Origin of the sequence: Streptomyces violaceoruber, from assembly GCF_033406955.1 — a bacterium.
GTDB lineage: Bacteria > Actinomycetota > Actinomycetes > Streptomycetales > Streptomycetaceae > Streptomyces > Streptomyces violaceoruber.
In genome coordinates, this window is the sequence record NZ_CP137734.1 from 3,762,627 (window position 1) to 3,785,343 (window position 22,717).

Here is a 22,717-nt window from a genome sequence, read left to right on the forward strand (position 1 = left end):
GGCAGACGTGACGGCAGGGGCAGGGGGTGGGGGCATGACCCCCGAAGGGGGCAAGCCAGACCGCCATGTCATAGCAGCCAAGATTCCGCCATGGTTACAGGGGCCGTCTGCCCTCCCGCAGGCTGCCACGGTCGGCCCCCTCCGGGGCCGCACTGTCGTTGAGCACTGCGACTGTGGCGGCCGGTAGGCCGCCCCTTGCTCTGCGCCGTTGTCCCTCCCTAGTGCTCTGACCGGGAAGGGGGTGTGGTGGCTGAGCCTGTCCACGTGCGCAGATTGACCGACCAGGAAGGGTATGAGCTGCAGCAGATCGTTCGCCGGGGCAGCACCAACTCGGTGCGCTATCGGCGTTCGATGATGGTACTAAGTTCGGCCGGCGGGAACGGGGTGCCCGTGATCGCGAAGCTGGTGCAGGCCGACGAGGACACCGTCCGCAATGTGATCCACCGGTTCAACGAGATCGGTCTGGCCTGTCTGGATCCTCGGTGGGCGGGAGGCCGTCCCCGCCTGCTCAGTGGTGACGACGGAGACTACGTCGTGGCGACGGCCACCACTCGCCCGGCAAGGCTCGGCCAGCCCTTCACCCGCTGGTCCATTCGCAAACTCGCTGCCTACCTGCGGAGGGTGCATGGCCACGTGATCAAGATTGGACGCGAGGCGTTGCGATGCCTGCTTGCCCGCCGCGGGATCACCTTCCAGCGGACCAAGACGTGGAAGGAGTCGCCTGACCCGGAGCGCGATGCCAAGCTGGACCGGATCGAGGAAGTGCTGGAGCACTTCCCTGACCGGGTGTTCGCGTTCGACGAGTTCGGGCCGCTCGGGATCCGGCCCACGGCCGGATCGTGCTGGGCTGAGCAAAGTCGACCCGAGCGGCATCCCGCGACGTACCACCGCACCCACGGCATCCGGTACTTTCATGGCTGCTGGTCGGTCGGCGACGACACCTTGTGGGGCGTCAACCGCAGGAAGAAGGGTGCCGCGAATACTCTGGCCGCGCTGAGGTCAATCCGCGCGGCCCGTCAGGACGGCGCACCGATCTACGTGATCCTGGACAACTTGTCCGCCCACAGGGGCGACACCATCAGGCGCTGAGCGAAGAAGAACCGGGTCGAGCTGCGCTTCACCCCGACCTACGCGTCCTGGGCCAACCCGATCGAGGCGCACTTCGGGCCGTTGCGGCAGTTCACCGTCGGCAACTCCAACCACCGCAACCACACCGCGCAGACCCGGGCCCTGCACGCCTACCTGCGCTGGCGCAACGCCAACGCCCGTCACCGCGACATCCTCGCCGCCCAGCGACGCGAACGCGCCCGCATCCGCAGCGAGAAAGGCATCCGCTGGGGCGGACGCCCCCGCGCCGCCGAAACCTGAAGAACCCCGGCGAACCTCATCCGGTCACCGCACTAGGACTTGTCCGGCCGATCATGTTGCTGGTTAGGGTGCGAGCGTGTCGAAGACGAGCGTGAGCAACGAGACCAGCAGCAGGCTCTGCCTGTGGGTCGAGCCATGGGGAACCGATCACTGGATGCGTCCGGGCGAGGAGTTCACGGTGGTGACGAAGACGGAGGCGGAGGAGTCGCCGTTCAATGTGGTCGTGCATGGTCAGGGCATCACGGTCTGGGTGAACTCTGGCGACGATGCCGAGGTCTTCGACAAGAACGGAGGCCAGGTGCCGTGTGGGCACCAGAGGCCAGCCGAGGGCGTTCTTTGAGCTGCGTCCCGGATCTTCAGGTCCGGAGCCAGATCGCCACGGCTGCCGCTGTCGCGGTGCCAAGGTAGACGTAACCGCGCTTGTCGTAACGGGTAGCGACAGCTCGGGACTGCTTCAAACGGTTGATAGTCCGTTCGACGGTGTTTCGCTTTTTGTACCGCTCCTCGTCGAAGCCCGGTGGCCGCCCACCGCGTGAACCCTTGCGCAGACGGGCCGCATGGCTGTCGGTCTTCTCCGGGATCGTGTGCCGGATGCCCCGGCGCCGCAGGTACTCGCGACACGGCCCGTTGCTGTATGCCTTGTCCGCGGCGAGGCTGTCCGGCTTCTTGCGTGGCCTGCCCGGGCCGAGTTTGGGGACGCGGATCTTCTCCAAGACCGGCTTGAACTGGGTGCAGTCGGCCCTTTGACCTGGAGTGATGACCAGAGAGAGCGGACGGCAGCGGCCGTCCGCGCTCAGATGGACCTTGCTGGTGAACCCGCCCCGCGAACGACCCAAGCCCTCACTTCCAGCACCACCTCCACCAGGCGGCCGACGAGGCTCTGCCACGGCGTCTCGTCCTGGTGTTCCACCTCGTCGTCCCCCTTTGAGGCGGGCGCAGGGGGCGGATCGGTGCGGGCGCCGGCCGCGTGCTGATGGGCTCGGACGATGGTGGAGTCCACCGAGATGTCCCAGTCGATTTCACCTGCCGCGTCTGCTGCAGCCTGGACCTGCTGCAGCAGACGTTCCCAGGTGCCGTCGGCTGACCACAGCCGGTGGCGTTCGTAGACGGTTTTCCACGGGCCGAACCGCTCGGGCAGGTCCCGCCACTGAACGCCGGTCCGCACCCGGTGCAGAATCCCGTCGATCACCTGACGGTGATCCCGCCACCGGCCGCAACGACCGTTACTCACCGGCAGGAAGGGCAGCAGCCGTTCCCACTCGGCATCCGTCAGATCTCCCCGCCCCATGTCCGCATCAACGACCTGTGGACGAAGTAGTCACATGATCGGCCGGACAAGTCCTAGCCGGCGTAAGGGTTGCCGCCGAGCCAGGTGGTACCGTCAATCAGTTCACGCACCGCGTCCAAGTGACCGCTGTGGCAGGCGACTTCAGTGACTACGTGGATCAGGATGTGCCGCACGTCCGGCAACCGCCAGGTCGGCCAGATCTCCACGGGCCAAGCGGCAGGCTCTTGTTCAGGCGTGCTGCCGGCGAGCACGATGTCCGCCCGCGCGATGGCCGACCGGTAGTCGGCGAAGACCTCCTCGACGCTCATCTTTTCGGGTGTGTACCAGTGCGCCTCCGCACCCGCCGTGAGCTGTCCGACCACATCCGGCTCGCCCGCGATCACACCAGGGAACCAGAAGCGTTCGACATCCAGGGTGAGATGGCGCACCAATGCCAGGCAACTCCAGCCACTGGGCAGCACCGGCCGCCGCAGCTCCTCCTCCGAGAGCCCTTCGAGGATCCCGACGACGTGCTTGCGCTGATGGTCCAGGGCGCCCTTGAGGGACTCGAGTTCTGCGTTCATCGGGCGGACCCTACACGGGGGGTACGACAACACCTGGCCGAGCGCATAGGAGCTGCCAACCCGGTCAACCTTCCCGGTCAGAGCACTAGGGGGCGCTGCCGCGCCCCTACTTGCCCTCGCCTTGAAGCAGATCGCTTCCTTCGGCCGACCTCGACAGAAGCTCGACTGCACTTGGGCCAAGTAGATAAGAGAGGACGCGAACGTTCCCGCAGTTCGGATGCTGTTTGGGTACACGCGAGGCGTGCTCTGACTACACGGACAGCGTGTACTTACCGGTCCTGGTGGAGACGGCAGGGAACTGGCGCACCCTTGCCCTTCTGGAACAGGTGGGGAGGGAGCATGAGGCAAGCGGCCCCGGAACGGGGCGACACAAGGTCCAGCTCCTTGGCGCGGGCCACCGCGCTGCGAGTGCTCTGGTCGGACAGTGGCTTACCTTCCTTGCCCAGCGAGTGCAGCCAGCCGACCGGGGGCGAAGCCCGCGTGTCCGTGCCGGTCTGCCCATCCGATGGCGGCGAAGTGGACGCGGTAGGCGAGCTGGTGCGTAGGGTTCTGCGCCATGCGCAGGTACTCGTGCTGAGAGACACCGCCCCACGGGCGGTCATGGCCGAAGCTGATAGCCACCGGGTGTGGCCCCTTCCTGTGAGGCGCACACGCGTGCGCCAGCCCCCCGCCGGATGGCGGGACATGTGCCTCCCTTTCTTCGCGGGGGTGGACCGTGCACGGATGGCGCGGTCTCTCTTTCACAGGTGGACGCCCAAGCCTTCGGGCCTGGACTCGGTCTCGTGCGGTCGGGAGCGACGGCGGCGACCTGCCGGGCATCCTACAAACGCGCAGGAGGGCCCCGACACAGGGCCCTCCTCGCCACCTGCAGTTGCCGGTCAGCCTTCGCTGTGAACCGCCGCCATGTTGCGCAGACGCTGCTTGAAGTCCATCGGGATCAGAACCTGAACTCTCCCGACTGGGTGTTGCCACATCCCGTCATGGCCATCGGGAGCCATGAGCTGCGCGGCGGTCATCCCGGGAATCGGCTCGGCATGGATGACGGCCTTGACCCCTGCGGCGCGTAGCTCCCTGCCCTTTTCGTGCTGGGTCGACAACGTGCTCCACCGTTCCCGGTAGGTCTCTCCTGTCGGGATCTCTTCCCACGTGTCCGGGCGCGTGGGCTGCGCGATGAGCTGTTCACGTCGCGCGTCCAACCTCTTGTAAGCCTCCCGGTACTCCTGCTTGCCCAGCTCACTGGAGTAGAGGCCCGCCTCGCGGTCCTCCCTCAGGTCCGACAGGGCGCGGTTCACTTCTTCGATGTCGCGCGTGTAGTCCACGCCCGGCCGGAAGACCTTCCGGACGATCTCGACGTCCCCGGCAGCGAGGAGGAACGCCTTTCCCACGGCGTCCTCCAGCGTGTGCGCCGCGATGCCCTTGCTTCCGGTCGGACACGGCTTGTGCGTGGTACGAGAGGCGCAGCGGTAGTAGGGCCAGTTACGGCCAGGGCCGAGATATGCCGGCTCCCCACATGTGCAGAACGCGACCCGGAGCAAGGGCGACCCACCCTTGCGGTTGCCGTTGCGCTTGCTGGTGTTCTCGTCCAGCTTCTTGTTGGCCAGCTCCCACTCCTCATGCGTGATCAGAGGCTCCGCACGCTGGAGCGGCTGGCCGTCCGCGTCCCGGACGACCCGGCGTCGTGTTGTCTTCCTCCCCTCGACCATCATCTCCTCGGATACCTCCATTTGCCCCAGGATGCAGCGGGAGCGCACGACCTTGGCCGTGTTCGCGGCGGTCCAGCGGCTCCCCTTCGGGGTTTTGCCGCTGCGGATCATCTGAGCGTCGAGTGACGTCGGGGTCTTCGACACGTCCTCGTTGAGCCACTGCGCGATGCTGTTCGCCGACTCGCCCGCGATGAGACGGCGGACGATCTCACGGAGTGTCCCGGCCGTGTCGGTCCCGTAGTCGTCAGGGACGAGCTTCCACCCGTCGCCGGTCTCCTGCTTCTCCTCGCGGTAGCCGTACGAAGTGCGGCCGCCACGCCAGCGGCCCTCCTTCACCAGGTGGTTGTACGAGGACTTGGCCCGCGCCTTGATGGCTTCGAGCTCCCCTTCCGCGAAGGACGCGATCAGGCTGAGGAGGAGCTTCCCCATCTGCGTGTTGAGGTTGATCCCGTCCTCAACGGTCGCGACCTCCTTACCGTTCTTCTCGCACCACTCCAGGAGGGTGTGCACGTGGAGCACGCGCCGCGAGAGGCGGTCGATCTTCAGTGCGCAGATGATGTCGTACTCGTCGGCGCGCGACTCCTCCGCCGCGATCCGGTGCTCGATCGCGCTGACCTCCTTCCCGATGGTCGAGGGAAGCCACTTGCCGAACTCCGGACGTTTCCACGGCTCAATCCCGCCGGAAACGTCGATGTCCTCGACCCACCCCACAACGACGTGCCCCTCCTGATCGACCCATCGCTGGATGGACCGACGCTGACGCTCCGGCGATGTGGTCTCGTCCGACACCCTCGACAGACGAACCACGCCCAGAACTCTCGCCATGCTCGTTCACCCTCTCCCCACCGGTAACCGGATGATCACCCTATGCAGTCAGAATCACGGCGTCAAAATTGATCATTGAACACCGCCAATGTGTACGGCTGGGGCGAGAACAAGGGCCGTACCGAGGAGATCCTCGGCAACTGGTTCGCCCAGGGCGGCGACCGGCGCGACAGGACCGTCATCGCCACCAAGGTGTACGGCAACATGGGCGCCGACGGCGAGGCGTGGCCCAACCACGACAAGCTGTCCGCCGTGAACATTCGGCGTGCGGTCGATGCCAGCCTCAAGCGGCTCCAGACCGACCACATCGACCTCTACCAGTTCCACCACATCGACCGCGCCACCGGCTTCGACGAGATCTGGCAGGCGATCGACACCCTGGTCCAGCAGGGCAAGGTGCTGTACGCGGGGTCGTCGAACTTCCCCGGGTACAAGATCGCGCAGGCCAACGAGACCGCCGCCCGGCGCGGCGGCACCATCGGCCTGGTCAGCGAGCAGTGCCTGTACAACCTGGCCGAGCGCCGCGCCGAGATGGAGGTGATCCCGGCCGCGCAGGAGTACGGCCTCGGCGTCATCCCGTGGTCGCCGCTGCACGGCGGGCTGCTCGGCGGGGTCATCAAGAAGGAGGTCCAGGGCGGTCGCCGGGCCTCCGGACGGGCGGCCGACGCGCTGGCCGACCCGGCGAAGCGGGCGCAGATCCAGGCGTACGAGGACCTGCTCGACAAGCACGGCGTCGAGCCGGGCGAGGCCGCGCTGGCGTGGCTGCTGACCAGGCCCGGCGTGACCGGCCCCATCGTGGGCCCGCGCACCGCCGAGCAGCTCGCGTCGGCCCTGCGGGCCGTGGAGCTGGAGCTGTCGCGGGAGCTGCTGGCCGGGCTCGACGAGGTCTTCCCGGGGCCGGGGCCCTCTCCGGAGGCCTTCGCCTGGTAGCGCGGTGAGGTGCTGAACGGGGCGGCGGCCGCCGCCCCGGCCGGTCAGCCGAGGGCCGCCGCCAACGCCACCACCACGAGCATCAGTACGAGCACACCGGCCATGATCCGGTTTCGGGTCTTCGGGTCCACGTCCCCGAGCCTAACCGGAGGAGCCGAGCGGGCTGCGCGCGACCGCCTCGTAACGAGGCTGCTCGCCGGGCACGCCCGACTCCGGCAGGTGGCTGCGGACCAGCGCCAGGTCGGTCACGGTCCAGGTGGGGCCGGTGAAGCCGGCCAGCGCCTCGACGTAGGGGCGGACGTCGCACGCCTGTCTGCTGCGGGCCAGGGTCAGGTGGGGCTGGTAGCGGCGGTGCTCGCCCGTCGCGACGCCCGCCCTGCGCCCCGCGGCCTCGGCGCGGCCGGCCAGCAGCCGCAGGGTCGCCAGGCCGCCCTCCGCACCCGCCCACAGCGCCCGGCCGCGGCCGAACTGGCCACCGCCGCGCAGCGCCAGTTCGAAGGGCGCGGTGCGGTGGGCCGCGCGCGCCAGGCGGGCCGACAGCTCGGGGACGAGTTCGTCGTCGACCTCGCCGTAGAAGGCGAGGGTGAGGTGCCAGCCCGGACGGCCGGTCCAGCGCAGCCCCTCGGCGCCGGGCAGGCTCCGCAGCACGGCCACCTCCGCGGCGAGGGCGGCGGTGACGTCCTCGGGCGGCAGTACGGCGGCGAACAGTCTCATGGGACCAGCCTGGCAGAGCCCCGCCGTCCGGGCCCCGGGTTCCCCACCCCTACGCTGCCGGTGCCAGTGCCTCCTGCCGTTCCCGCGGCACGAACCGGACCTGCGGGTGGCCGCGGTGCCAGCCGACCGACAGGCGCAGGTTGCCGACGCGGGCCAGGACCAGGCCTATGACGAGGGCGGCGGTGGCGGCCACCGCACCGCCCGCGGCGAAGCCGACCCGGGCGCCGTAGGTGTCGGTGACCCAGCCGACGATCGGGGCGCCGACCGGGGAGCCGCCGAGGAAGACCATCATGTACAGGGCCATCACGCGGCCCCGCATGGCCGGGTCGGTCGACATCTGGATGCTGGTGTTGGCGGTGACGTTCACCGTCATGCTGAAGACGCCGATGGGGACCATGAGCAGCGCGAAGAGCCACAGCTCGGGCGCCGTCGAGGCCACGATCTCCAGGGCGCCGAAGCCGAGGGCCGCCGCGATCAGGACACGCAGCCGGGCGGTGCCGCGCCGGGCGGCGAGCAGGGCGCCGGCCAGCGAGCCGACGGCCATGAGGGTGTTGAAGAGGCTGTACGCCCCGGCGCCCGCGTCGAAGACGTCGTCGGCGAAGGCGGACAGGAAGACCGGGAAGTTGAAGCCGAAGGTGCCGATGAACCCGACCAGGGTGATCGTCCAGATCAGCTCGGGGCGGCCGGCGACGTAGCGCAGGCCCTCGCGGAGCTGGCCCTTGCCGCGCGGGGTGGGCCGGCCGGCGTGCAGTTCGCGGGCGCGCATCAGCAGCAGGCAGGTGAGCGGCGCGACGAAGGACAGGCCGTTGGCGAGGAACGCCCAGCCGGTGCCCACGCCGGTGATCATCAGACCGGCGACGGCCGGGCCGACCAGGCGGGCCGACTGGAAGTTGGCCGAGTTCATGCTGACGGCGTTCTGCAGCTGGTCGCGGCCGACCAGCTCGGAGACGAAGGTCTGGCGGGCCGGGTTGTCCATGACGGTGGCCAGGCCCATCGCGAAGGCGGCGACGTAGACGTGCCAGACCTGGACGTGTCCGCTCAGGGTGAGGGCGGCGAGGGCGAGCGCGGTCAGGGCCATCGCGGTCTGGGTGACGAGCAGCGTGGGCCGCTTGGGCAGGCGGTCGACGAGGACGCCGCCGTAGAGGCCGAAGAGCAGCATCGGCAGGAACTGCAGGGCGGTGGTGATGCCGACGGCGGCCGAGGAGCCGGTGAGGCTGAGCACCAGCCAGTCCTGGGCGATGCGCTGCATCCAGGTGCCGATGTTGGAGACGACCTGGCCCATGAAGAACAGGCGGTAGTTCCTGACCTTCAGGGAGGCGAACATCGACGTTCTGCGAGGGGCGGCGGGGCCCGTCGGACCGTCGGGGGTGGTCGGGGTGTCGGGGCCGTCAGGTGCGGGGGCGGAAGCTGCTCCGGATCCCGTACTCAAAAGGGTTCGCCTCCTTGCGAGAACTGCTTACTTGTGTGCGAGCTTCTCCAGCACGGGGGCGGCGGCGCGCAGTTTCGCCCACTCGTCCTCGTCGAGGCCCTCGACCAGCGTGGCCAGGAACGCGTTCCGCTTGCGGCGGCTCTCCTCGAGCATCACCACGGCCTGCTCGGTCTGCGTCACGACCTTCTGGCGCCGGTCCTCGGGGTGCGGCTCCAGCCTGACCAGGCCCTTGGCCTCGAGCAGCGCCACGATGCGGGTCATCGAGGGCGGCTGGACGTGTTCCTTGCGGGCCAGCTCGCCCGGGGTCGCGCTGCCGCAGTTCGACAGGGTGCCCAGCACCGACATCTCGGTGGGGCTGAGCGACTCGTCGACCCGCTGGTGCTTGAGCCGACGGGACAACCGCATCACGGCGGAGCGCAGGGAGTTCACGGCGGCGGCGTCGTCGCCATGCTTGAGGTCCGGCATGTTCCTTAGCGTAACTCATTAGTCTGGCGAAATACCAACGCACTTCCGCCCCAGTGCCCGTGACACCTGCCACTGAAACCCGCAGTTCACCCGTACGAGTGAGTCGTTTCCGGAAATGGAGGCATCACCCGGCCGGCCGGGGCGACCCTCGTGCTCATGGGGACCAGCGTGCTCAGCCTGCGGATAGACGGGGAGCTGCTCGACCGGCTCCGGGACCATGCGGCCAAAAGAGGAATGAGCGTCCAGGACTATGTCGTCCGGACGCTCATTCGAGACGACTTCGACGAGCGGTTCCAGTCCGCCGTGGAGGAGACGGAACGGTTCTACGGAGTGCCGTGAGCCGGGAGGCCCGGCCCGCCTTCCCCGGGGATCAGGTCAGGCCCAGGGCCGGCATCAGGTAGTAGAAGGCGAAGACCGCCGACACCACGTGCATCGCCACCGGCACCTCGCGGCCCCGGCCGGCCGCCAGGCGCAGCACCGAGAAGGTGATGAAGCCCATCCCGATGCCGTTGGTGATCGAGTAGGTGAACGGCATCATCAGCATGGTCACGAAGGCCGGGATCGCCACCGTGAAGTCCGACCAGTCGATCTCCTTGATCGAACCGGCCAGGATCAGGAAGCCCACCGCGATCAGCGCAGGGGTCGCCGCCTGCGACGGGACCATGGTGGCGACCGGCGTGAGGAACAGCGCCAGGGCGAACAGCGTGCCGGTGACGATGTTGGCGAAGCCGGTGCGCGCGCCCTCGCCGACGCCCGCCGTGGACTCCACGAAGCAGGTGGTGGCGGAGGCGGAGCTGGCACCGCCCACGGCGACCGCGACGCCGTCGACGAACAGGACCTTGTTGATGCCCGGCATCTGGCCCTCGCCGTCGGTCAGCTTCGCCTCGTCGCTGATGCCCATGATCGTGCCCATCGCGTCGAAGAAGCACGACAGCAGCACGGTGAAGACGAACAGCACGCCGGTCAGGACGCCGACCTTCTCGAACCCGCCGAACAGGCTGACCTCGCCGACCAGCCCGAAGTCGGGTGTGGCGACGGGGTTGCCGGGCCACTCGGGCGTGGTCAGGCCCCAGGACGGGATGTCGGCGACGGCGTTGATGATCAACGCGACGCCGGTCATCACCACGATCGAGATGAGGATGGCGCCCGGGGTCTTGCGGACGATCAGCGCCAGGGTCAGCAGCACGCCGAGGACGAAGACCAGGACCGGCCAGCCGGTGAGGTGCCCGCCGGTGCCGAGCTGGATCGGGACCGTGGTCTGGGCGGCGTCCGGCATCCGGGTGATGAAGCCGGAGTCGACGAGCCCGATGATCATGATGAACAGGCCGATGCCGATGGCGATGGCCTTGCGCAGGCTGTAGGGCACGGCGTTCATCACGCGCTCGCGCAGCCCGGTGGCGACCAGCAGCATGACGACGAAACCGGCCAGCACCACCATGCCCATGGCGTCCGGCCAGGACATCCGCGGGGCGAGCTGGAGCGCGACGACGGAGTTCACGCCGAGACCGGCGGCGAGCGCGATCGGCACGTTGCCGATGACGCCCATCAGGAGCGTGGTGAACGCCGCCGTCAGCGCGGTCGCGGTGACCAGCTGGCCGTTGTCGAGCTGGTGGCCGTACATGTCCTTCGCGCTGCCCAGGATGATCGGGTTCAGCACGATGATGTAGGCCATCGCGAAGAAGGTGGCGAAGCCGCCGCGGATCTCACGGGGCAGGGTGCTGCCGCGCTCGGAGATCTTGAAGTAGCGGTCGAGGCCGTTCTGCGGGGGCCGCCGGTCTTCCGGCGACTCGGGGGACGGGGGGACCTTGGCGGAGGCCGAGGTGGACATGCGGGGACCTCATCACCAACAGGTTCCCCCACGGCCTTGTCGGTGTTCCTATTGGTGTTTTCTACGAATGAAAGCGGTCAGAGACAAACGGGTTCAGTATGAACGTATGAGCCCGTGATCGCTATCTCCGCGCGTAGACCCTTGGAATCACCGTGTGGCGCCGCGCCGTCAACCCGTTCGCACGCTCCTCGTAAGCTGTACGCATGACGAAGTGGACACCCACGCACGAGGCGCCGGAGCCCCTGGAGGGCCCCGTGGTTCCGACCATCGTCGGCGGCACCATCCTCTGGTTCGTCCTCTTCCTGGTGCAGCTGCCCTTCTACGGCTGGTTCGACGACCACGGGCACACCTGGTGGGTGTGGACCTGCCTGGCCGGCGCGGGCCTCGGCCTGATCGGCATCTGGTACGTCCGGGGGCGCGACGCCGCGATCAGGCGGGACACGGCCGCCGGCGCCGAGGACTAGTACCGGGGCAGCACACCGCACCCGCCCGTCTCGTCCCCAGGTCGGATCTTCGCCGCACTCGATGGGTGAAGCCGTAGGTCCGCACGTACCGTCGGATCCATGACGCATCTCGACGCGGACAGACTCGACCCGGAGCATCCCGCGCACGCCGTTGACGCCCCTTCGCCCGCGACCGGGCTCACGGCGGCCGGGGTCGCCGAACGGATCGGCCGCGGCCAGGTCAACGACGTGCCGGTGCGCAGCAGCCGTTCCCTGGCCGACATCGTCCGCGCCAACGTCTTCACCCGGTTCAACGCGATCATCGGCGTGCTCTGGGTGATCATGCTGTTCGTCGCGCCGATCCAGGACAGCCTGTTCGGCTTCGTGATCCTCGCCAACACCGGCATCGGCATCATCCAGGAGTGGCGGGCGAAGAAGACCCTCGACTCCCTGGCCCTGATCGGCGAGGTCCGCCCGACGGTGCGCCGGGACGGGAAGCCCGTCGGGATCAGCACGTCCGAGATCGTGCTGGACGACGTCATCGAGATCGGTCCCGGCGACAAGGCCGTGGTCGACGGGGTGTGCGTCGAGGCCGACGGGCTGGAGATCGACGAGTCCCTGCTGACCGGCGAGGCCGACCCGGTGGTCAAACAGCCGGGCGACCAGGTCATGTCGGGCAGCTTCGTGGTCGCGGGCGGCGGCGCCTTCCGGGCCACCAAGGTCGGCCGCGAGGCGTACGCGGCGCAGCTCGCCGAGGAGGCCTCCCGCTTCACGCTGGTCCAGTCCGAGCTGCGCTCCGGCATCTCCACGATCCTCAAGTACGTCACCTGGATGATGGTCCCGACCGCGATCGGCCTGATCCTCAGCCAGCTGCTCGCCAAGGACAACGACCTGGACGACTCGATCGCCCGCACGGTCGGCGGCATCGTGCCCATGGTCCCCGAGGGCCTGGTCCTGCTCACCTCCGTCGCCTTCGCGATCGGCGTCGTCCGGCTCGGCCGCAAGCAGTGCCTCGTCCAGGAGCTGCCCGCCATCGAGGGCCTGGCCCGCGTCGACACCGTCTGCCTGGACAAGACCGGCACCCTCACCGAGGGCGGCATGGACGTCACCGACCTGCGCGTCCTCGACGGCGCCGACGAGGCGTACGTCCGCGCCGTGCTCGGCGCCCTCGGCGCGTCCGACCCGCGCCCCAACGCCTCCCTCCAGGCGATCATCGACACCTACCCGGACGACGGGTCCGCCGGGGCGTGGCGGAACACGCGGTCGCTGCCCTTCTCCTCCGCCCGCAAGTACAGCGGCGCCACCTTCGACGAGGGCGACGGCGCCGCCGGGACGTGGCTGCTGGGCGCCCCGGACGTGCTGCTGCCCGAGGACGACCCGGCGCTCGCCGAGACCGGCCGGCTCAACGAACAGGGCCTGCGCGTACTGCTGCTCGCCCGCGCCGCCCGCGACCTGGACGACCCCGAGGTCGCCGAGGGCGTCGAGCCCACCGCCCTGGTGGTGCTGGAGCAGCGGCTGCGCCCGGACGCCGCCGACACCCTGCGCTACTTCGCCGACCAGGACGTGCGCGCCAAGGTCATCTCCGGCGACAACGCGGTGTCGGTCGGCGCGGTGGCCGCCAAGCTCGGGCTGTCCGGCGCCACCGTCGACGCGCGCCGGCTGCCCGCCGAGCGGGAGGAGATGGCGGGTGCCCTGGACGAGGGCACGGTGTTCGGCCGGGTCACCCCGCAGCAGAAGCGGGACATGGTGGCCGCCCTCCAGTCACGCGGCCACACCGTCGCGATGACCGGCGACGGCGTCAACGACGTCCTCGCGCTCAAGGACGCCGACATCGGCGTGGCGATGGGCTCCGGCTCGGAGGCGACCCGGGCGGTCGCGCAGATCGTGCTGCTCAACAACAGCTTCGCCACGCTGCCGTCGGTGGTGGCCGAGGGCCGCCGCGTCATCGGCAACATCACGCGCGTGGCGACGCTGTTCCTGGTCAAGACCGTGTACTCGGTGCTGCTCGCGATCCTGGTGGTCTGCTCGCAGGTGGAGTACCCGTTCCTGCCCCGCCACCTCACCCTGCTCTCGACGCTCACCATCGGCGTCCCGGCCTTCTTCCTGGCCCTCGCCCCGAACAGGGAACGGGCCAGGCCCCACTTCGTCCGGCGCGTGATGCGGTACGCGATCCCGGGCGGGGTGGTGGCGGGGGCGGCGACCTTCGTGACGTATCTCGTCGCCCGGCAGCACTACACCGGCCCCGGCGCGCTGGACGCCGAGACCAGCGCGGCGACGCTGACGCTGTTCCTGATCTCGATGTGGGTGCTGGCGATCATCGCCAGGCCGTACACGTGGTGGCGGGTGCTGCTGGTGGCGGCGATGGGGCTGGGCTTCGTGGTGGTGCTGGCGGTGCCGTGGCTGCAGGACTTCTTCGCGCTGAAGCTGGTGGGGGTGACGATGCCGTGGACTGCCGTCGGCATCGCGGTGGCAGGGGCAGCCGTTCTGGAGCTCACCTGGAGGTGGGTGGACCGGCGGTTTCCCGTATGACGGTTCGTTGTGTGCCGCGGCGCCGTTGTGGCCGGTCGCGCCCACGCGGCGGAGCCGCATGTCGAACACAGCCCCGCGCCCCTGACGGCGCCGCCCGACCCCCGGTCGAGACGTGCCGTTCCTCAGTCGAACCAGCGGTCCCTTGCCAGCTCGTCCGTCCTCGACTCGTCCTCCAGCAGTGCTGCCACCTCGAAGCGGCGGGGCCACTGGCCCGCCGACCAGGCGAGGCCGGCGGCCACGCCCTCCAGCGTCGCCGCGTGGAGCGTGCCGTCCTCGGTGAGGCGCCAGTCGATCTCCACGCCGTCGACGAGCAGTTCCCCGTGCTCCACGTACGACGCCGGGGTCCGCGCCCCGAGCAGCACCCGCACCGGCTCCGGTACGTCGTGCTCGGTGCCCTCGGAGTCGACGCGGCCGGTGACGGACTCGCTCAGCCGCCGCACCTGGAACAGCTCGGCCAGTTCGGCGGCGCGGGCCGGCCGGACCGGCAGCAGCGGCATGCCGGAGGTGAAGGGCAGCAGGTCGGGCGAGTCGACCACGACGGCGTCGGCGGCGTCCACCACGCGCACCTCGCCGTCGACCACGGCCCGCACCTCGTCCGGCAGGGTGACCCGCTCGGGGTCCAGCTCGGCCAGCGCGCCGTAGAGGGCGTGCAGTTGGGCGGCCGTGACCGGGCGGTCCGGGTCGGCGAGGCGGTCCAGGAGTTCGGCCGCGCCGCCGGGCTCGTCGAGGAGGGCGGCGACCGAGGTGCGGACGCCGAGGGCCCGCAGTACCTGCTCGTCCTCGAAGCCGGTCGCGTCGGCCTCGTCGTACAGGCCCCGCAGCAGCGGGTCGCCGCCCGCCGCGCGCAGGCCGGCCGGGCGGCGTCCGCCGAGCACCGGGTGCCCGCGCAGCCACCACGCGGTGTAGGGCCGTACGACCTCGTGGGTGCCGTCGGGCAGCAGGACGCGCACGGGCTGGACCAGCGCGTCGCGCAGCGGCGGCCGGGACAGCAGGGCGAGGGCCTCGGGCCAGTGGTCGTCGTCCACGAGGTCGAGGTCGCGCACGGCGACGATCTCGGTGGCGACCGGCGGGACGGGGGTGTCCGGGAAGCGGTCGAGGACGTCCTCGCTCCACACGTCCACGGCGTCGAGCAGTCCCGCGTCGTCGGGCTCGGCGAAGTCCCCTTCTCGGGGCTCCAGTTCGTCGGGGTCCAGGACGACGTCGGTGGCGCGAACGAGGGCGAAGGTGACGAGCACGCCGCAGGCGGCCAGCGGGTCCGGCCCCCACTTCTCGGCGAGTTCCGCGTCCACGGCGGCCAGTTCGTCCTCCCGCATGACCCGGGCGAACGGGCCGCCGGGGAAGACGAGTTCGCCCGCCGGGGAGAGCTCGCCGTCCTCGTCGGGCAGGGCGAGGGCGCCCAGCCAGGGCTCGTCGCCCGGGTCGAGTCCGGCGTCGCGGACCAGGCCGAGGACGGTGTCGGCCAGCTCCTCGGCGTCGAGGGCGTCCTCCTCCCAGTTGACGCCGCCCTCGTCGTCCAGGGAGGCGGCGACGGCGGCCCTCACCTGCGGGGTGGTGAGCACGGCGCGCGGGGTGGCCGGGAGGGCGCCGAGCTTCTCCAGGAGCGGGTGCGCGGCGTCGGGGTGGGCGACCTTGAGACCGAGGCGGGTGAGGACGTCCGGGTCGAGGGAGGCGGCGTCCGGGGAGGGCAGCAGCACCTGCCGGGGCCCGATGGTCGTCCGCCCGTCCGCAAGGGGCACGGGCAGCCCGGACAGCCGGTCCGGGTCGACCCCGGCGAGGCTGTCGTAGAGGCTGCGCCACCAGCCCGGCGCCTTCTCCAGGCCCGCCAGCCGGTCGACGGCGTCCGTCAGCGGCACCCGGGCCACGCCCAGGGTGCGCAGTTCGGCGCGGCGTTCCAGACCGGCGGGCAGCAGGGTCGGCAGCACCTCGGCCAGCACCCGCACGGTGTCGGCGCCCGCGCCCTCCACCACCTCGGCGTCGCGCGGCCGCAGGGACTCCGGAAGGTCGTCCTCCGCGTCCTCGCCCCCGGAGGGGAGGGCGGGCGGCAGGAACGACGTGCGCGGCAGCCGGTCGAGGATCGCCTGGCGCAGCGCGCCGTCCAGTTCGCCCCGGCCCAGCGCGCCCGGCACCAGGTCGACGAGGCCGGCGGTGACCGGCCGCCAGTCGGCGAGCAGCCCGGCGTAGGCGTCGGCGGCCCGTTCGGTCAGGAAGTCGGTCAGCGGTCCCGGCGCGGTGTGCCGGCGGGTGGAGTCCAGCGGGAAGGACGCGATGAGCAGGGCGGGCACGCCGAGGGGCTCGTCGCTGGGGGTCGGGGCGTGCACGACGGGGCTGGTGCGGGGGCGGCCGGGAGCGCCGTCGGCGTCGACGGGCACCGCCCAGGTCACGGACCAGTGCGGGCGCAGCCGTTCCTCCACCGGCCGGTCGGCGAGGAGGGCGGGGGTGAGGGGGCCGTGCGCGGCGGCGGTGCGCCAGCGGGTGACGCCCTGCCGGGAGTCCTCCACGACGGTCAGGGCGTCCTCGGCGCGGCGGGAGAGGGTGCGTACCTCGTCGCCCGCCTCGATCACGACCTCCGCCAGGCCCGGCAGGGCGAGCAGCAGGGCGTCGTCCACGCCGTGCAGGAGGCGTTCGGCGAGGTCGGCGGCGGCCGTGTCGCGCAGCGGGAGGATGACCGCCGTGTCGTAGGGGCCGGGGGCGGTGCCCTCGGCGGGGAACGGCAGCCGCAGCAGTGGTACGTGCCCGTCGCGCCGCCGGATTTCGTCACCCAGGCCGGGGCTGTGCCGGGCGGTGTCGGCGGCCAGGTCGCGGGCCTCGGCCAGGGACCAGCGCACCCCGCCGTGCCGGCCGACCACGGCGGGCTCGTCGGTCACGGCCAGGACGGCGGCGAAGCCGACCCCGAACCGGCCGACCGAGCCGTCCACCGCGTCCCGCTTGGCGGAGGCGCGCAGGGTGGACAGCGACTCGACGCCGGTCGCGTCGAGCGGGGCGCCGGTGTTGGCGGCGACCAGGACGCCGTCGCGCAGGGTGAGCCGGAGCCGGCCGGGCACGCCGGCCCGTGCGGCGGCGTCGGCGGCGTTCTGCGCGAGTTCGACGACCAGTCGGTCGCGGTAGCCGCCGAGGACGAGGTCCTCCTCCGCGTTGGCGTCCTCACGGAACCGGGCGGGGCTCGTCGCCCAGGCGTCCAGCACCCCGCGCCGCAGCCGTGCCGTACCGAACGGATCGGCACCTTCGGCGGCAGGCCGTACGAACATGCTCACGGTGACTCTCCTCATCGACGGACCACGAAGGTACCGCCCAACCAGCCCGTCCGGCGTCTGAGGACTAGGCCGTCAAGGCCGAAGCGGGGTCTGGGGGCGCAGCCCCCAGGGACCTCGGCCACGACGCACCCGCGCCGAAGAACGCACCCGCGCTACGAGTGCCCCAGCTCCGCCACCGCCTGGTCCTCGGTCACCGGGACCGACCCCGAGTCCGCGGCCGGCCGCAGCGGGAAGGGGTCCACCCGCGTCTCGTCGATCACCGGCGGAGCCACCCGCGGCGGCTTCGGCATCACCGCGGCCTCGGAGTGCCCGCCGCACCCGTAGGCCAGCGACACGACGTGCCCGTCGGCCGGGGAGAACTCGTTGGCGCACACGCCGAAGGCCTGCCCGAGCGAGCCGCCGATGCGGGCGAGGAAGCCGCAGCTGACGCAGGAGGCGGGAGCCGCCTGGGCCATCGCGGTCTTGGGGCCGTAGCCCTCCTCCCAGCGGTCGGCGGCGACGTGCAGCCCGTACCGGGACAGCACCCGGGTGCGGCGCAGGCCCAGCTCCTCGGCGACCGCCGAGATCGTGCCGCGGGCCGGGACGGCCGACAGCTCGGCGGGCGGCCCGGCGGTCACCTCGGCGTCCTCGGCCTCGACCAGGTCGGCCATCTCGTGCGAGACGGCGGAGTTCGGCGGCGGCTCGTCCTCGCCGGTCCAGCCGGGCTCCAGGCGCAGGTCCTCCGCGTCGGTGGGCAGCAGGTCGCCGGGGCCCATGTCGCCGGGGCGCAGCCGCTCGCTCCACGGCACCCACTCGGGGGCGAGGAGCGCGTCGGGGCCGGGCAGCAGCACCGCCTCGTCCACCGTGACGATCTTGGCGCGGGAGGCGCGGGCCACCGTCACGGCCCAGCGCCAGCCCCGGTAGCCCAGCTCCTTGCAGGCGAAGTAGTGGGTGACGACCCGGTCGCCCTCGGACACCAGGCCCTCGTGCTCGCCGACGACGCCTGGTGCGGCGGCCTCCTCGGCGGCGGCCCGGGCGAGGTCGACGGCCTCGGCGCACAGGCGGTCAGGGGTGCGGCTTCGCGTTGTCGCTGCGCTCACAGGTATCGCTTCTCTCCATACGCCGTCTCACGAGTGCACCGCTGTGTGCGAGGGGCGGACGGAGCGGACCTGTGGACCGCGTCGACGTCCGCGCCCGATCGCGCTCGGGCGCACCTACGTCATCCATTCTGCGGGATGGCCGTAAGGCGCGCGGCCGAGAACGTTCGCCACGGCGCGCTACGCACGCTACCTGCTCATGTGCCCTGGGCCTACACCGACGGGAATTTCGGCGGGGTACGGCCACGCGTTCCCGGGCGGGTCGCACCCGACTCGATCACCGCCATCCGTGCCGTATCGACGCTACAGCCGCCTCCGACGGGGCACTATGACGGGGTGGCAGCCGCACGGACGGAGTTCAAGCGCGGGAGCCGGTGGCGCGGTCCCGGCTCCCGGTTCCGTGCGGTCGGCCGCGCCCTGCGCCTGCCGGTGACCGGTACCGCGCGCGGCATCCGGCGGGCGACGCACGCGCACGGCGCGGGCGAGTCGGGCCTCGGCAAGCTGATCGAGCTGCACGGGGTGAACGGCGCCGGTGACGTCATGATCACCGTCGCGCTCGCCTCCACCGTGTTCTTCTCCGTCCCCACCGACGAGGCACGCGGGCGGGTCGCGCTGTACCTCGCCATCACCATGGCGCCGTTCACGCTGCTCGCGCCGGTGATCGGCCCGCTCCTGGACCGGCTGCCGCACGGCCGCCGCGCGGCGATGGCGACCGCGATGGGCGCCCGCGCGGTGCTCGCGCTGGTGCTGTCCGGCGCGGTCGTCACCGGCGGCATCGAGCTGTACCCGGCCGCGCTCGGCGTACTGGTCGCCTCGAAGGCGTACGGCGTGGTCAGGAGCGCCGTGGTGCCGCGGCTGCTGCCGCCCCGGGTCTCGCTGGTGAAGGCGAACTCGCGGGTCACGCTGTGCGGGCTGCTGGCCACCGGTGCGGCCGCGCCGATCGGTGCGGGCCTCCAGCAGCTGGGGCCGCGGTGGCCGCTGTACGGGGCCTTCGTGATCTTCGTCGCGGGCACCGTGCTGTCGTTCACGCTGCCGCGGAAGGTGGACTCGGCGCGCGGCGAGGACCGGGCGCTGCTCGCCGCGGACGAGGCACACCTGCCGGGACCGCTGCGGGGGCGGAGCAAGCGCCCCGGCCTGCGCACGGTGGGCCCGGCGGTGACCCACGCGCTGGCCGCCAACGCCGCCATCCGCTGCCTGACCGGCTTCCTGATCTTCTTCCTGGCGTTCCTGCTGCGGGTGCACCCGATGACCGGCCAGAGCGCGGCGGTGTCGCTCGGGATCGTGGGCGTCGCGGCCGGTGCGGGCAACGCGCTGGGCACGGCCGTCGGGGCGTGGCTGCGGTCCCGGGCGCCGGAGGTGATCATCGTGACGGTGGTCGTGATCGTGCTGGGCGCGGCGGTGGTCGCCGCGGTGTTCTTCAGCGCCTTCCTGGTGGCGTGTCTGGCGGCGGTCGCCGGGTTCGCGCAGGCGCTGGCCAAGCTGTCCCTGGACGCGCTGATCCAGCGGGACGTGCCGGAGCAGGTGCGCACGTCCGCGTTCGCGCGCTCGGAGACGCTGCTCCAGGTCTCCTGGGTGCTCGGCGGCGCGGTCGGCATCGTGCTGCCGCTCAACGGCACGCTGGGCCTGTCGGTGGCCGCCGCGATCATCGCCGCCGGGTGGCTGACGACCGTGCGGGGGCTGCTCGACTCCGCGCGGCACGGGGGACGGACTCGGCCGAGAGTGGCGTGACCACGCCACGCCGTACCCAGGTGGGGGGCGGGGCTCAGGCGCCGTATAGCCTTCCGCCATGACCACGTTGCCCCGCGGCACCGCCGCTATCGGACACCGCGTTGTGCGACGCCGCCGCGCCGTCGCCGCTGTCGGCGCCGTGTCCGCCGGACTTCTCCTGCTGTCGGCCTGTGACGAGCCGACCCCGATCGCGACGATCACGGTCGGCAGTGACTCGGTCAGCTCCGAGGCCACCTGCGGCGGAAAGGGCAAGAACCTTTCCCCCGACGAGATCAACAAGTGCCTGAAGGACAAGGACGCGAAGTCCATCACCGTCGACCAGGACGAGACCGTGCGGTTCGGCGTCGACCCGGACATCGCCGACAAGCACTGGACGATCCTGATGAACGGTCAGCAGCTCGTCGAGGACAGCGACAAGACCTACCGCACCGTGCCGGGCAGCGTGTTCTTCAACGCCCAGTACGGCGCCCAGGGCGACTCGACGAACGTCGCCGTCGCGGTCCGGGACGGCAAGGACGACAGCCAGAACATCACCGGTGTGTGGGTCTTCGAGCTGAAGAAGGACTGACCGCCCACGTCCTCCGTGCACCTCCTCGTGGCCACCGCGGTCTCCGTCGAACGGGACGCGGTGGCTCGGGCGTTCCCGGCGCCGGGCACGGAGGTGTCCCGCCCCGGGATCACCCTCCACCGGCTGCCGGACGGCTGGGACCTGCTGGCCGCCGGGGTGGGCCCGGCCCGCGCCGCCGCCTCCACGGCCGCCGCCCTGACCGCGGCCGCCCTCGACGGCAGGCCCTACGACCTGGTCGTCTCGGCCGGTATCGGCGGCGGCTTCGCGCCCGAGGCGCCCGTCGGCTCCCTGGTCGTCGCCGACGCGATCACCGCCGCCGACCTGGGCGCCGAGACCGCCGACGGCTTCCTGCCGGTCACCGACCTCGGCTTCGGCACCGTCACCCACCTGCCGCCGGGCCCTCTGGTCCGCGCCGCCGCCGAGGCGACCGGGGCCCGGCCCGGCACCGTGCTGACCGGGTCCACCGTCACCGGCACCGCGGCCCGCGCCGCGCTGCTGCGCGAGCGCCACCCGGGCGCCCTGGCCGAGGCGATGGAGGGCTTCGGCGTCGCCGAGGCCGCCGCCGCGCACGGCGTTCCGGTGCTGGAACTGCGCGCGGTCTCCAATCCGGTCGGACCGCGCGACCGCGCCGCCTGGCGCATCGGCGAGGCGCTCGCGGCCCTGACGGACGCCGTCGGGAAGCTCGCACCCGTCCTTGAGAGTTGGAAACCGCATGAGCGCTGACACCCTGCAGATCGCGTACTCCCCCTGCCCGAACGACACCTTCGTCTTCGACGCCCTCGCCCACGGCCGCGTTCCGGGCGCCCCCGCCCTCGACGTGACCTTCGCGGACATCGACATCACCAACGGCATGGCCGAGCGCGGCGAGCTGGACGTGCTCAAGGTGTCGTACGCCGTGCTGCCCTACGTCCTCGACGACTGGGCCCTGCTGCCCTGCGGCGGCGCGCTGGGCCGGGGCTGCGGCCCGCTGGTGCTGACCCGGGAGGCGGACGCGGACCTGCGCGGGCGCACGGTGGCGGTGCCCAGCGAGACGTCGACGGCCTACCTGCTGTTCCGGCTGTGGGCGGCGGACACCGTGCCCGGCGGGGTGGGCGAGATCGTCGTCATGCCGTTCCACGAGATCATGCCGGCCGTGCGGGACGGGAAGGTCGACGCGGGCCTGGTGATCCACGAGGCCCGCTTCACGTACCAGAACTACGGGCTGCACAAGCTCGCCGACATGGGCGAGCACTGGGAGCACACCACCGGGCTGCCGATCCCGCTCGGCGCGATCATCGCGAGGCGCTCGCTGGGCGCGCCGGCGCTGACCCGGCTCGCGGACGCGGTGCGCGCCTCGGTCCGCGCGGCCTGGGACGACCCGGAGGCGTCCCGGCCCTACGTCATGGAGCACGCGCAGGAGATGGACCCGGCCGTCGCCGACCAGCACATCGGGCTGTACGTCAACGAGTTCACCGCCGACCTCGGCGAGGACGGCTACGCGGCGATCCGGGGCCTGCTGACCCGCGCGGCGGCCGAGGGACTCGTACCGGCCCTCGGCCCGGACGCGCTGGCGTTCCCGTAGGACGGCCGGGGCGAGGAGATCAGACGTCGAGCTGGTCCGCGACCGCGCGGAGCAGCCCGGCGATCTTCTTGCCGGCCGTCTTCTCGGGGTAGCGGCCGCGCTCCAGCATCGGCGTGATGTTCTCCAGGAGGGTCGTCAGGTCCTGCACGATGGAAGCCAGCTCGTCCGGCTTCTTGCGCTGCGCGGCCGCGACCGAGGGGGCCGGGTCGAGCAGGGCGAGCGACAGTGCCTGGTCGCCCCGCTGCCCGGCGACGACACCGAACTCGACGCGCTGTCCCGGCTTCAGGCTCTCGACTCCGGCGGGGAGGACCGAGGAATGGACGAAGACGTCACCGCCGTCGTCGCGGGAGAGAAAGCCGAAGCCCTTCTCGCTGTTGAACCACTTGACCTTGCCGGTAGGCACGTCTGTCCTCGTCCTCGTACTCGTCGGGAAAACTGCTCGGAAACA

Annotated in this window: 18 protein-coding genes and 2 pseudogenes; 10 read left to right on the forward strand and 10 right to left on the reverse strand. The window is 71.4% G+C overall.

The features are described from left to right. Window positions 1-246: 246 nt before the first annotated feature. Window positions 247-1,368 (forward strand): annotated as a pseudogene (locus tag R2E43_RS16680) (IS630 family transposase). A 76-nt stretch (window positions 1,369-1,444) separates the two neighbouring features. After that, window positions 1,445-1,708 (forward strand): hypothetical protein, encoded by a 264-nt coding sequence (locus R2E43_RS16685; protein WP_332055754.1) that lies wholly within the window; start codon window positions 1,445-1,447, stop codon window positions 1,706-1,708. A gap of 16 nt (window positions 1,709-1,724) precedes the next feature. Here R2E43_RS16685 and R2E43_RS16690 read toward each other — a convergent pair. The 3 genes from R2E43_RS16690 to R2E43_RS16700 all read right to left on the reverse strand — a co-directional run bounded on the left by R2E43_RS16690 (window position 1,725) and on the right by R2E43_RS16700 (window position 5,747). Next, window positions 1,725-2,656, reverse strand: a protein-coding gene (locus R2E43_RS16690) for an IS5 family transposase (protein WP_408649106.1) whose coding sequence is annotated in 2 segments (ribosomal slippage) — window positions 1,725-2,321 and window positions 2,324-2,656 — 930 coding nt in all. Because the reading frame shifts where the segments join, the coding sequence is not laid out codon by codon here. Between the two features lie 53 nt (window positions 2,657-2,709). Beyond that, window positions 2,710-3,219 carry a DinB family protein gene (locus tag R2E43_RS16695; protein ID WP_003974633.1) on the reverse strand — a complete coding sequence of 170 codons (510 nt, stop codon included), beginning with the start codon at window positions 3,217-3,219 and terminating at the stop codon, window positions 2,710-2,712. 878 nt (window positions 3,220-4,097) lie between these two features. Continuing rightward, complete coding sequence (locus R2E43_RS16700; RefSeq protein ID WP_319124705.1) at window positions 4,098-5,747, reverse strand: recombinase family protein; 1,650 nt, start codon at window positions 5,745-5,747, stop codon at window positions 4,098-4,100. A 78-nt stretch (window positions 5,748-5,825) separates the two neighbouring features. Here R2E43_RS16700 and R2E43_RS16705 point away from each other — a divergent pair. Further along, window positions 5,826-6,677: pseudogene (locus tag R2E43_RS16705) on the forward strand (aldo/keto reductase); the annotation flags it as partial. A gap of 141 nt (window positions 6,678-6,818) precedes the next feature. Here R2E43_RS16705 and thpR read toward each other — a convergent pair. From thpR to R2E43_RS16720, 3 genes are read right to left on the reverse strand one after another with little or no spacing between them, the layout of a single operon-like run. Next, complete coding sequence (thpR, locus tag R2E43_RS16710; RefSeq protein ID WP_319124707.1) at window positions 6,819-7,391, reverse strand: RNA 2',3'-cyclic phosphodiesterase; 573 nt, start codon at window positions 7,389-7,391, stop codon at window positions 6,819-6,821. Window positions 7,392-7,440: 49 nt separating this feature from the next. Continuing rightward, the gene (locus tag R2E43_RS16715; RefSeq protein WP_003974638.1) at window positions 7,441-8,820 is read right to left on the reverse strand and encodes an MFS transporter; all 1,380 of its coding nucleotides are present in this window, start codon (window positions 8,818-8,820) and stop codon (window positions 7,441-7,443) included. A 27-nt stretch (window positions 8,821-8,847) separates the two neighbouring features. Then, complete coding sequence (locus R2E43_RS16720) at window positions 8,848-9,285, reverse strand: MarR family winged helix-turn-helix transcriptional regulator (protein WP_003974639.1); 438 nt, start codon at window positions 9,283-9,285, stop codon at window positions 8,848-8,850. Between the two features lie 150 nt (window positions 9,286-9,435). On the opposite strand from R2E43_RS16720, the gene R2E43_RS16725 reads away from it, so the two are divergent. After that, complete coding sequence (locus R2E43_RS16725; RefSeq protein ID WP_003974640.1) at window positions 9,436-9,624, forward strand: hypothetical protein; 189 nt, start codon at window positions 9,436-9,438, stop codon at window positions 9,622-9,624. Window positions 9,625-9,655: 31 nt separating this feature from the next. Here R2E43_RS16725 and R2E43_RS16730 read toward each other — a convergent pair whose 3' ends face one another. Then, window positions 9,656-11,113: an NCS2 family permease gene (locus R2E43_RS16730; RefSeq protein WP_003974641.1), complete on the reverse strand. Its 1,458-nt coding sequence runs from the start codon at window positions 11,111-11,113 to the stop codon at window positions 9,656-9,658. A gap of 203 nt (window positions 11,114-11,316) precedes the next feature. On the opposite strand from R2E43_RS16730, the gene R2E43_RS16735 reads away from it, so the two are divergent. Together R2E43_RS16735 and R2E43_RS16740 are read left to right on the forward strand one after the other, a co-directional pair. Continuing rightward, window positions 11,317-11,577, forward strand: a complete 261-nt coding sequence (locus tag R2E43_RS16735) for a DUF2530 domain-containing protein (RefSeq protein WP_003974642.1) — start codon at window positions 11,317-11,319, stop codon at window positions 11,575-11,577. A 99-nt stretch (window positions 11,578-11,676) separates the two neighbouring features. Further along, window positions 11,677-14,085 carry an HAD-IC family P-type ATPase gene (locus R2E43_RS16740; protein WP_332056323.1) on the forward strand — a complete coding sequence of 803 codons (2,409 nt, stop codon included), beginning with the start codon at window positions 11,677-11,679 and terminating at the stop codon, window positions 14,083-14,085. A gap of 122 nt (window positions 14,086-14,207) precedes the next feature. Here the strand turns inward: R2E43_RS16740 and R2E43_RS16745 are convergent, their stop codons facing one another. Both R2E43_RS16745 and R2E43_RS16750 read right to left on the reverse strand, forming a co-directional pair. Then, a complete protein-coding gene (locus tag R2E43_RS16745; protein WP_332056324.1) occupies window positions 14,208-17,336 on the reverse strand; it encodes a sacsin N-terminal ATP-binding-like domain-containing protein in 3,129 nt (1,042 codons plus the stop codon). Between the two features lie 152 nt (window positions 17,337-17,488). After that, complete coding sequence (locus tag R2E43_RS16750; protein WP_003974645.1) at window positions 17,489-18,415, reverse strand: DUF3027 domain-containing protein; 927 nt, start codon at window positions 18,413-18,415, stop codon at window positions 17,489-17,491. A gap of 333 nt (window positions 18,416-18,748) precedes the next feature. On the opposite strand from R2E43_RS16750, the gene R2E43_RS16755 reads away from it, so the two are divergent. From R2E43_RS16755 to R2E43_RS16770, 4 genes are read left to right on the forward strand one after another with little or no spacing between them, the layout of a single operon-like run. Next, a complete protein-coding gene (locus tag R2E43_RS16755) occupies window positions 18,749-20,140 on the forward strand; it encodes an MFS transporter (protein WP_332056325.1) in 1,392 nt (463 codons plus the stop codon). A 58-nt stretch (window positions 20,141-20,198) separates the two neighbouring features. Beyond that, complete coding sequence (locus R2E43_RS16760; RefSeq protein ID WP_173668749.1) at window positions 20,199-20,708, forward strand: DUF2771 domain-containing protein; 510 nt, start codon at window positions 20,199-20,201, stop codon at window positions 20,706-20,708. Window positions 20,709-20,723: 15 nt separating this feature from the next. Then, window positions 20,724-21,431, forward strand: a complete 708-nt coding sequence (locus tag R2E43_RS16765) for a futalosine hydrolase (protein ID WP_093456661.1) — start codon at window positions 20,724-20,726, stop codon at window positions 21,429-21,431. Further along, window positions 21,421-22,269 (forward strand): 1,4-dihydroxy-6-naphthoate synthase, encoded by an 849-nt coding sequence (locus R2E43_RS16770; protein ID WP_003974649.1) that lies wholly within the window; start codon window positions 21,421-21,423, stop codon window positions 22,267-22,269. Before R2E43_RS16765 ends, R2E43_RS16770 begins: the two co-directional genes overlap by 11 nt. A 19-nt stretch (window positions 22,270-22,288) precedes the next feature. On the opposite strand, the gene R2E43_RS16775 is transcribed toward R2E43_RS16770, so the two are convergent. Beyond that, window positions 22,289-22,672, reverse strand: a complete 384-nt coding sequence (locus tag R2E43_RS16775; RefSeq protein ID WP_003974650.1) for a cold-shock protein — start codon at window positions 22,670-22,672, stop codon at window positions 22,289-22,291. Window positions 22,673-22,717 lie beyond the last annotated feature (45 nt).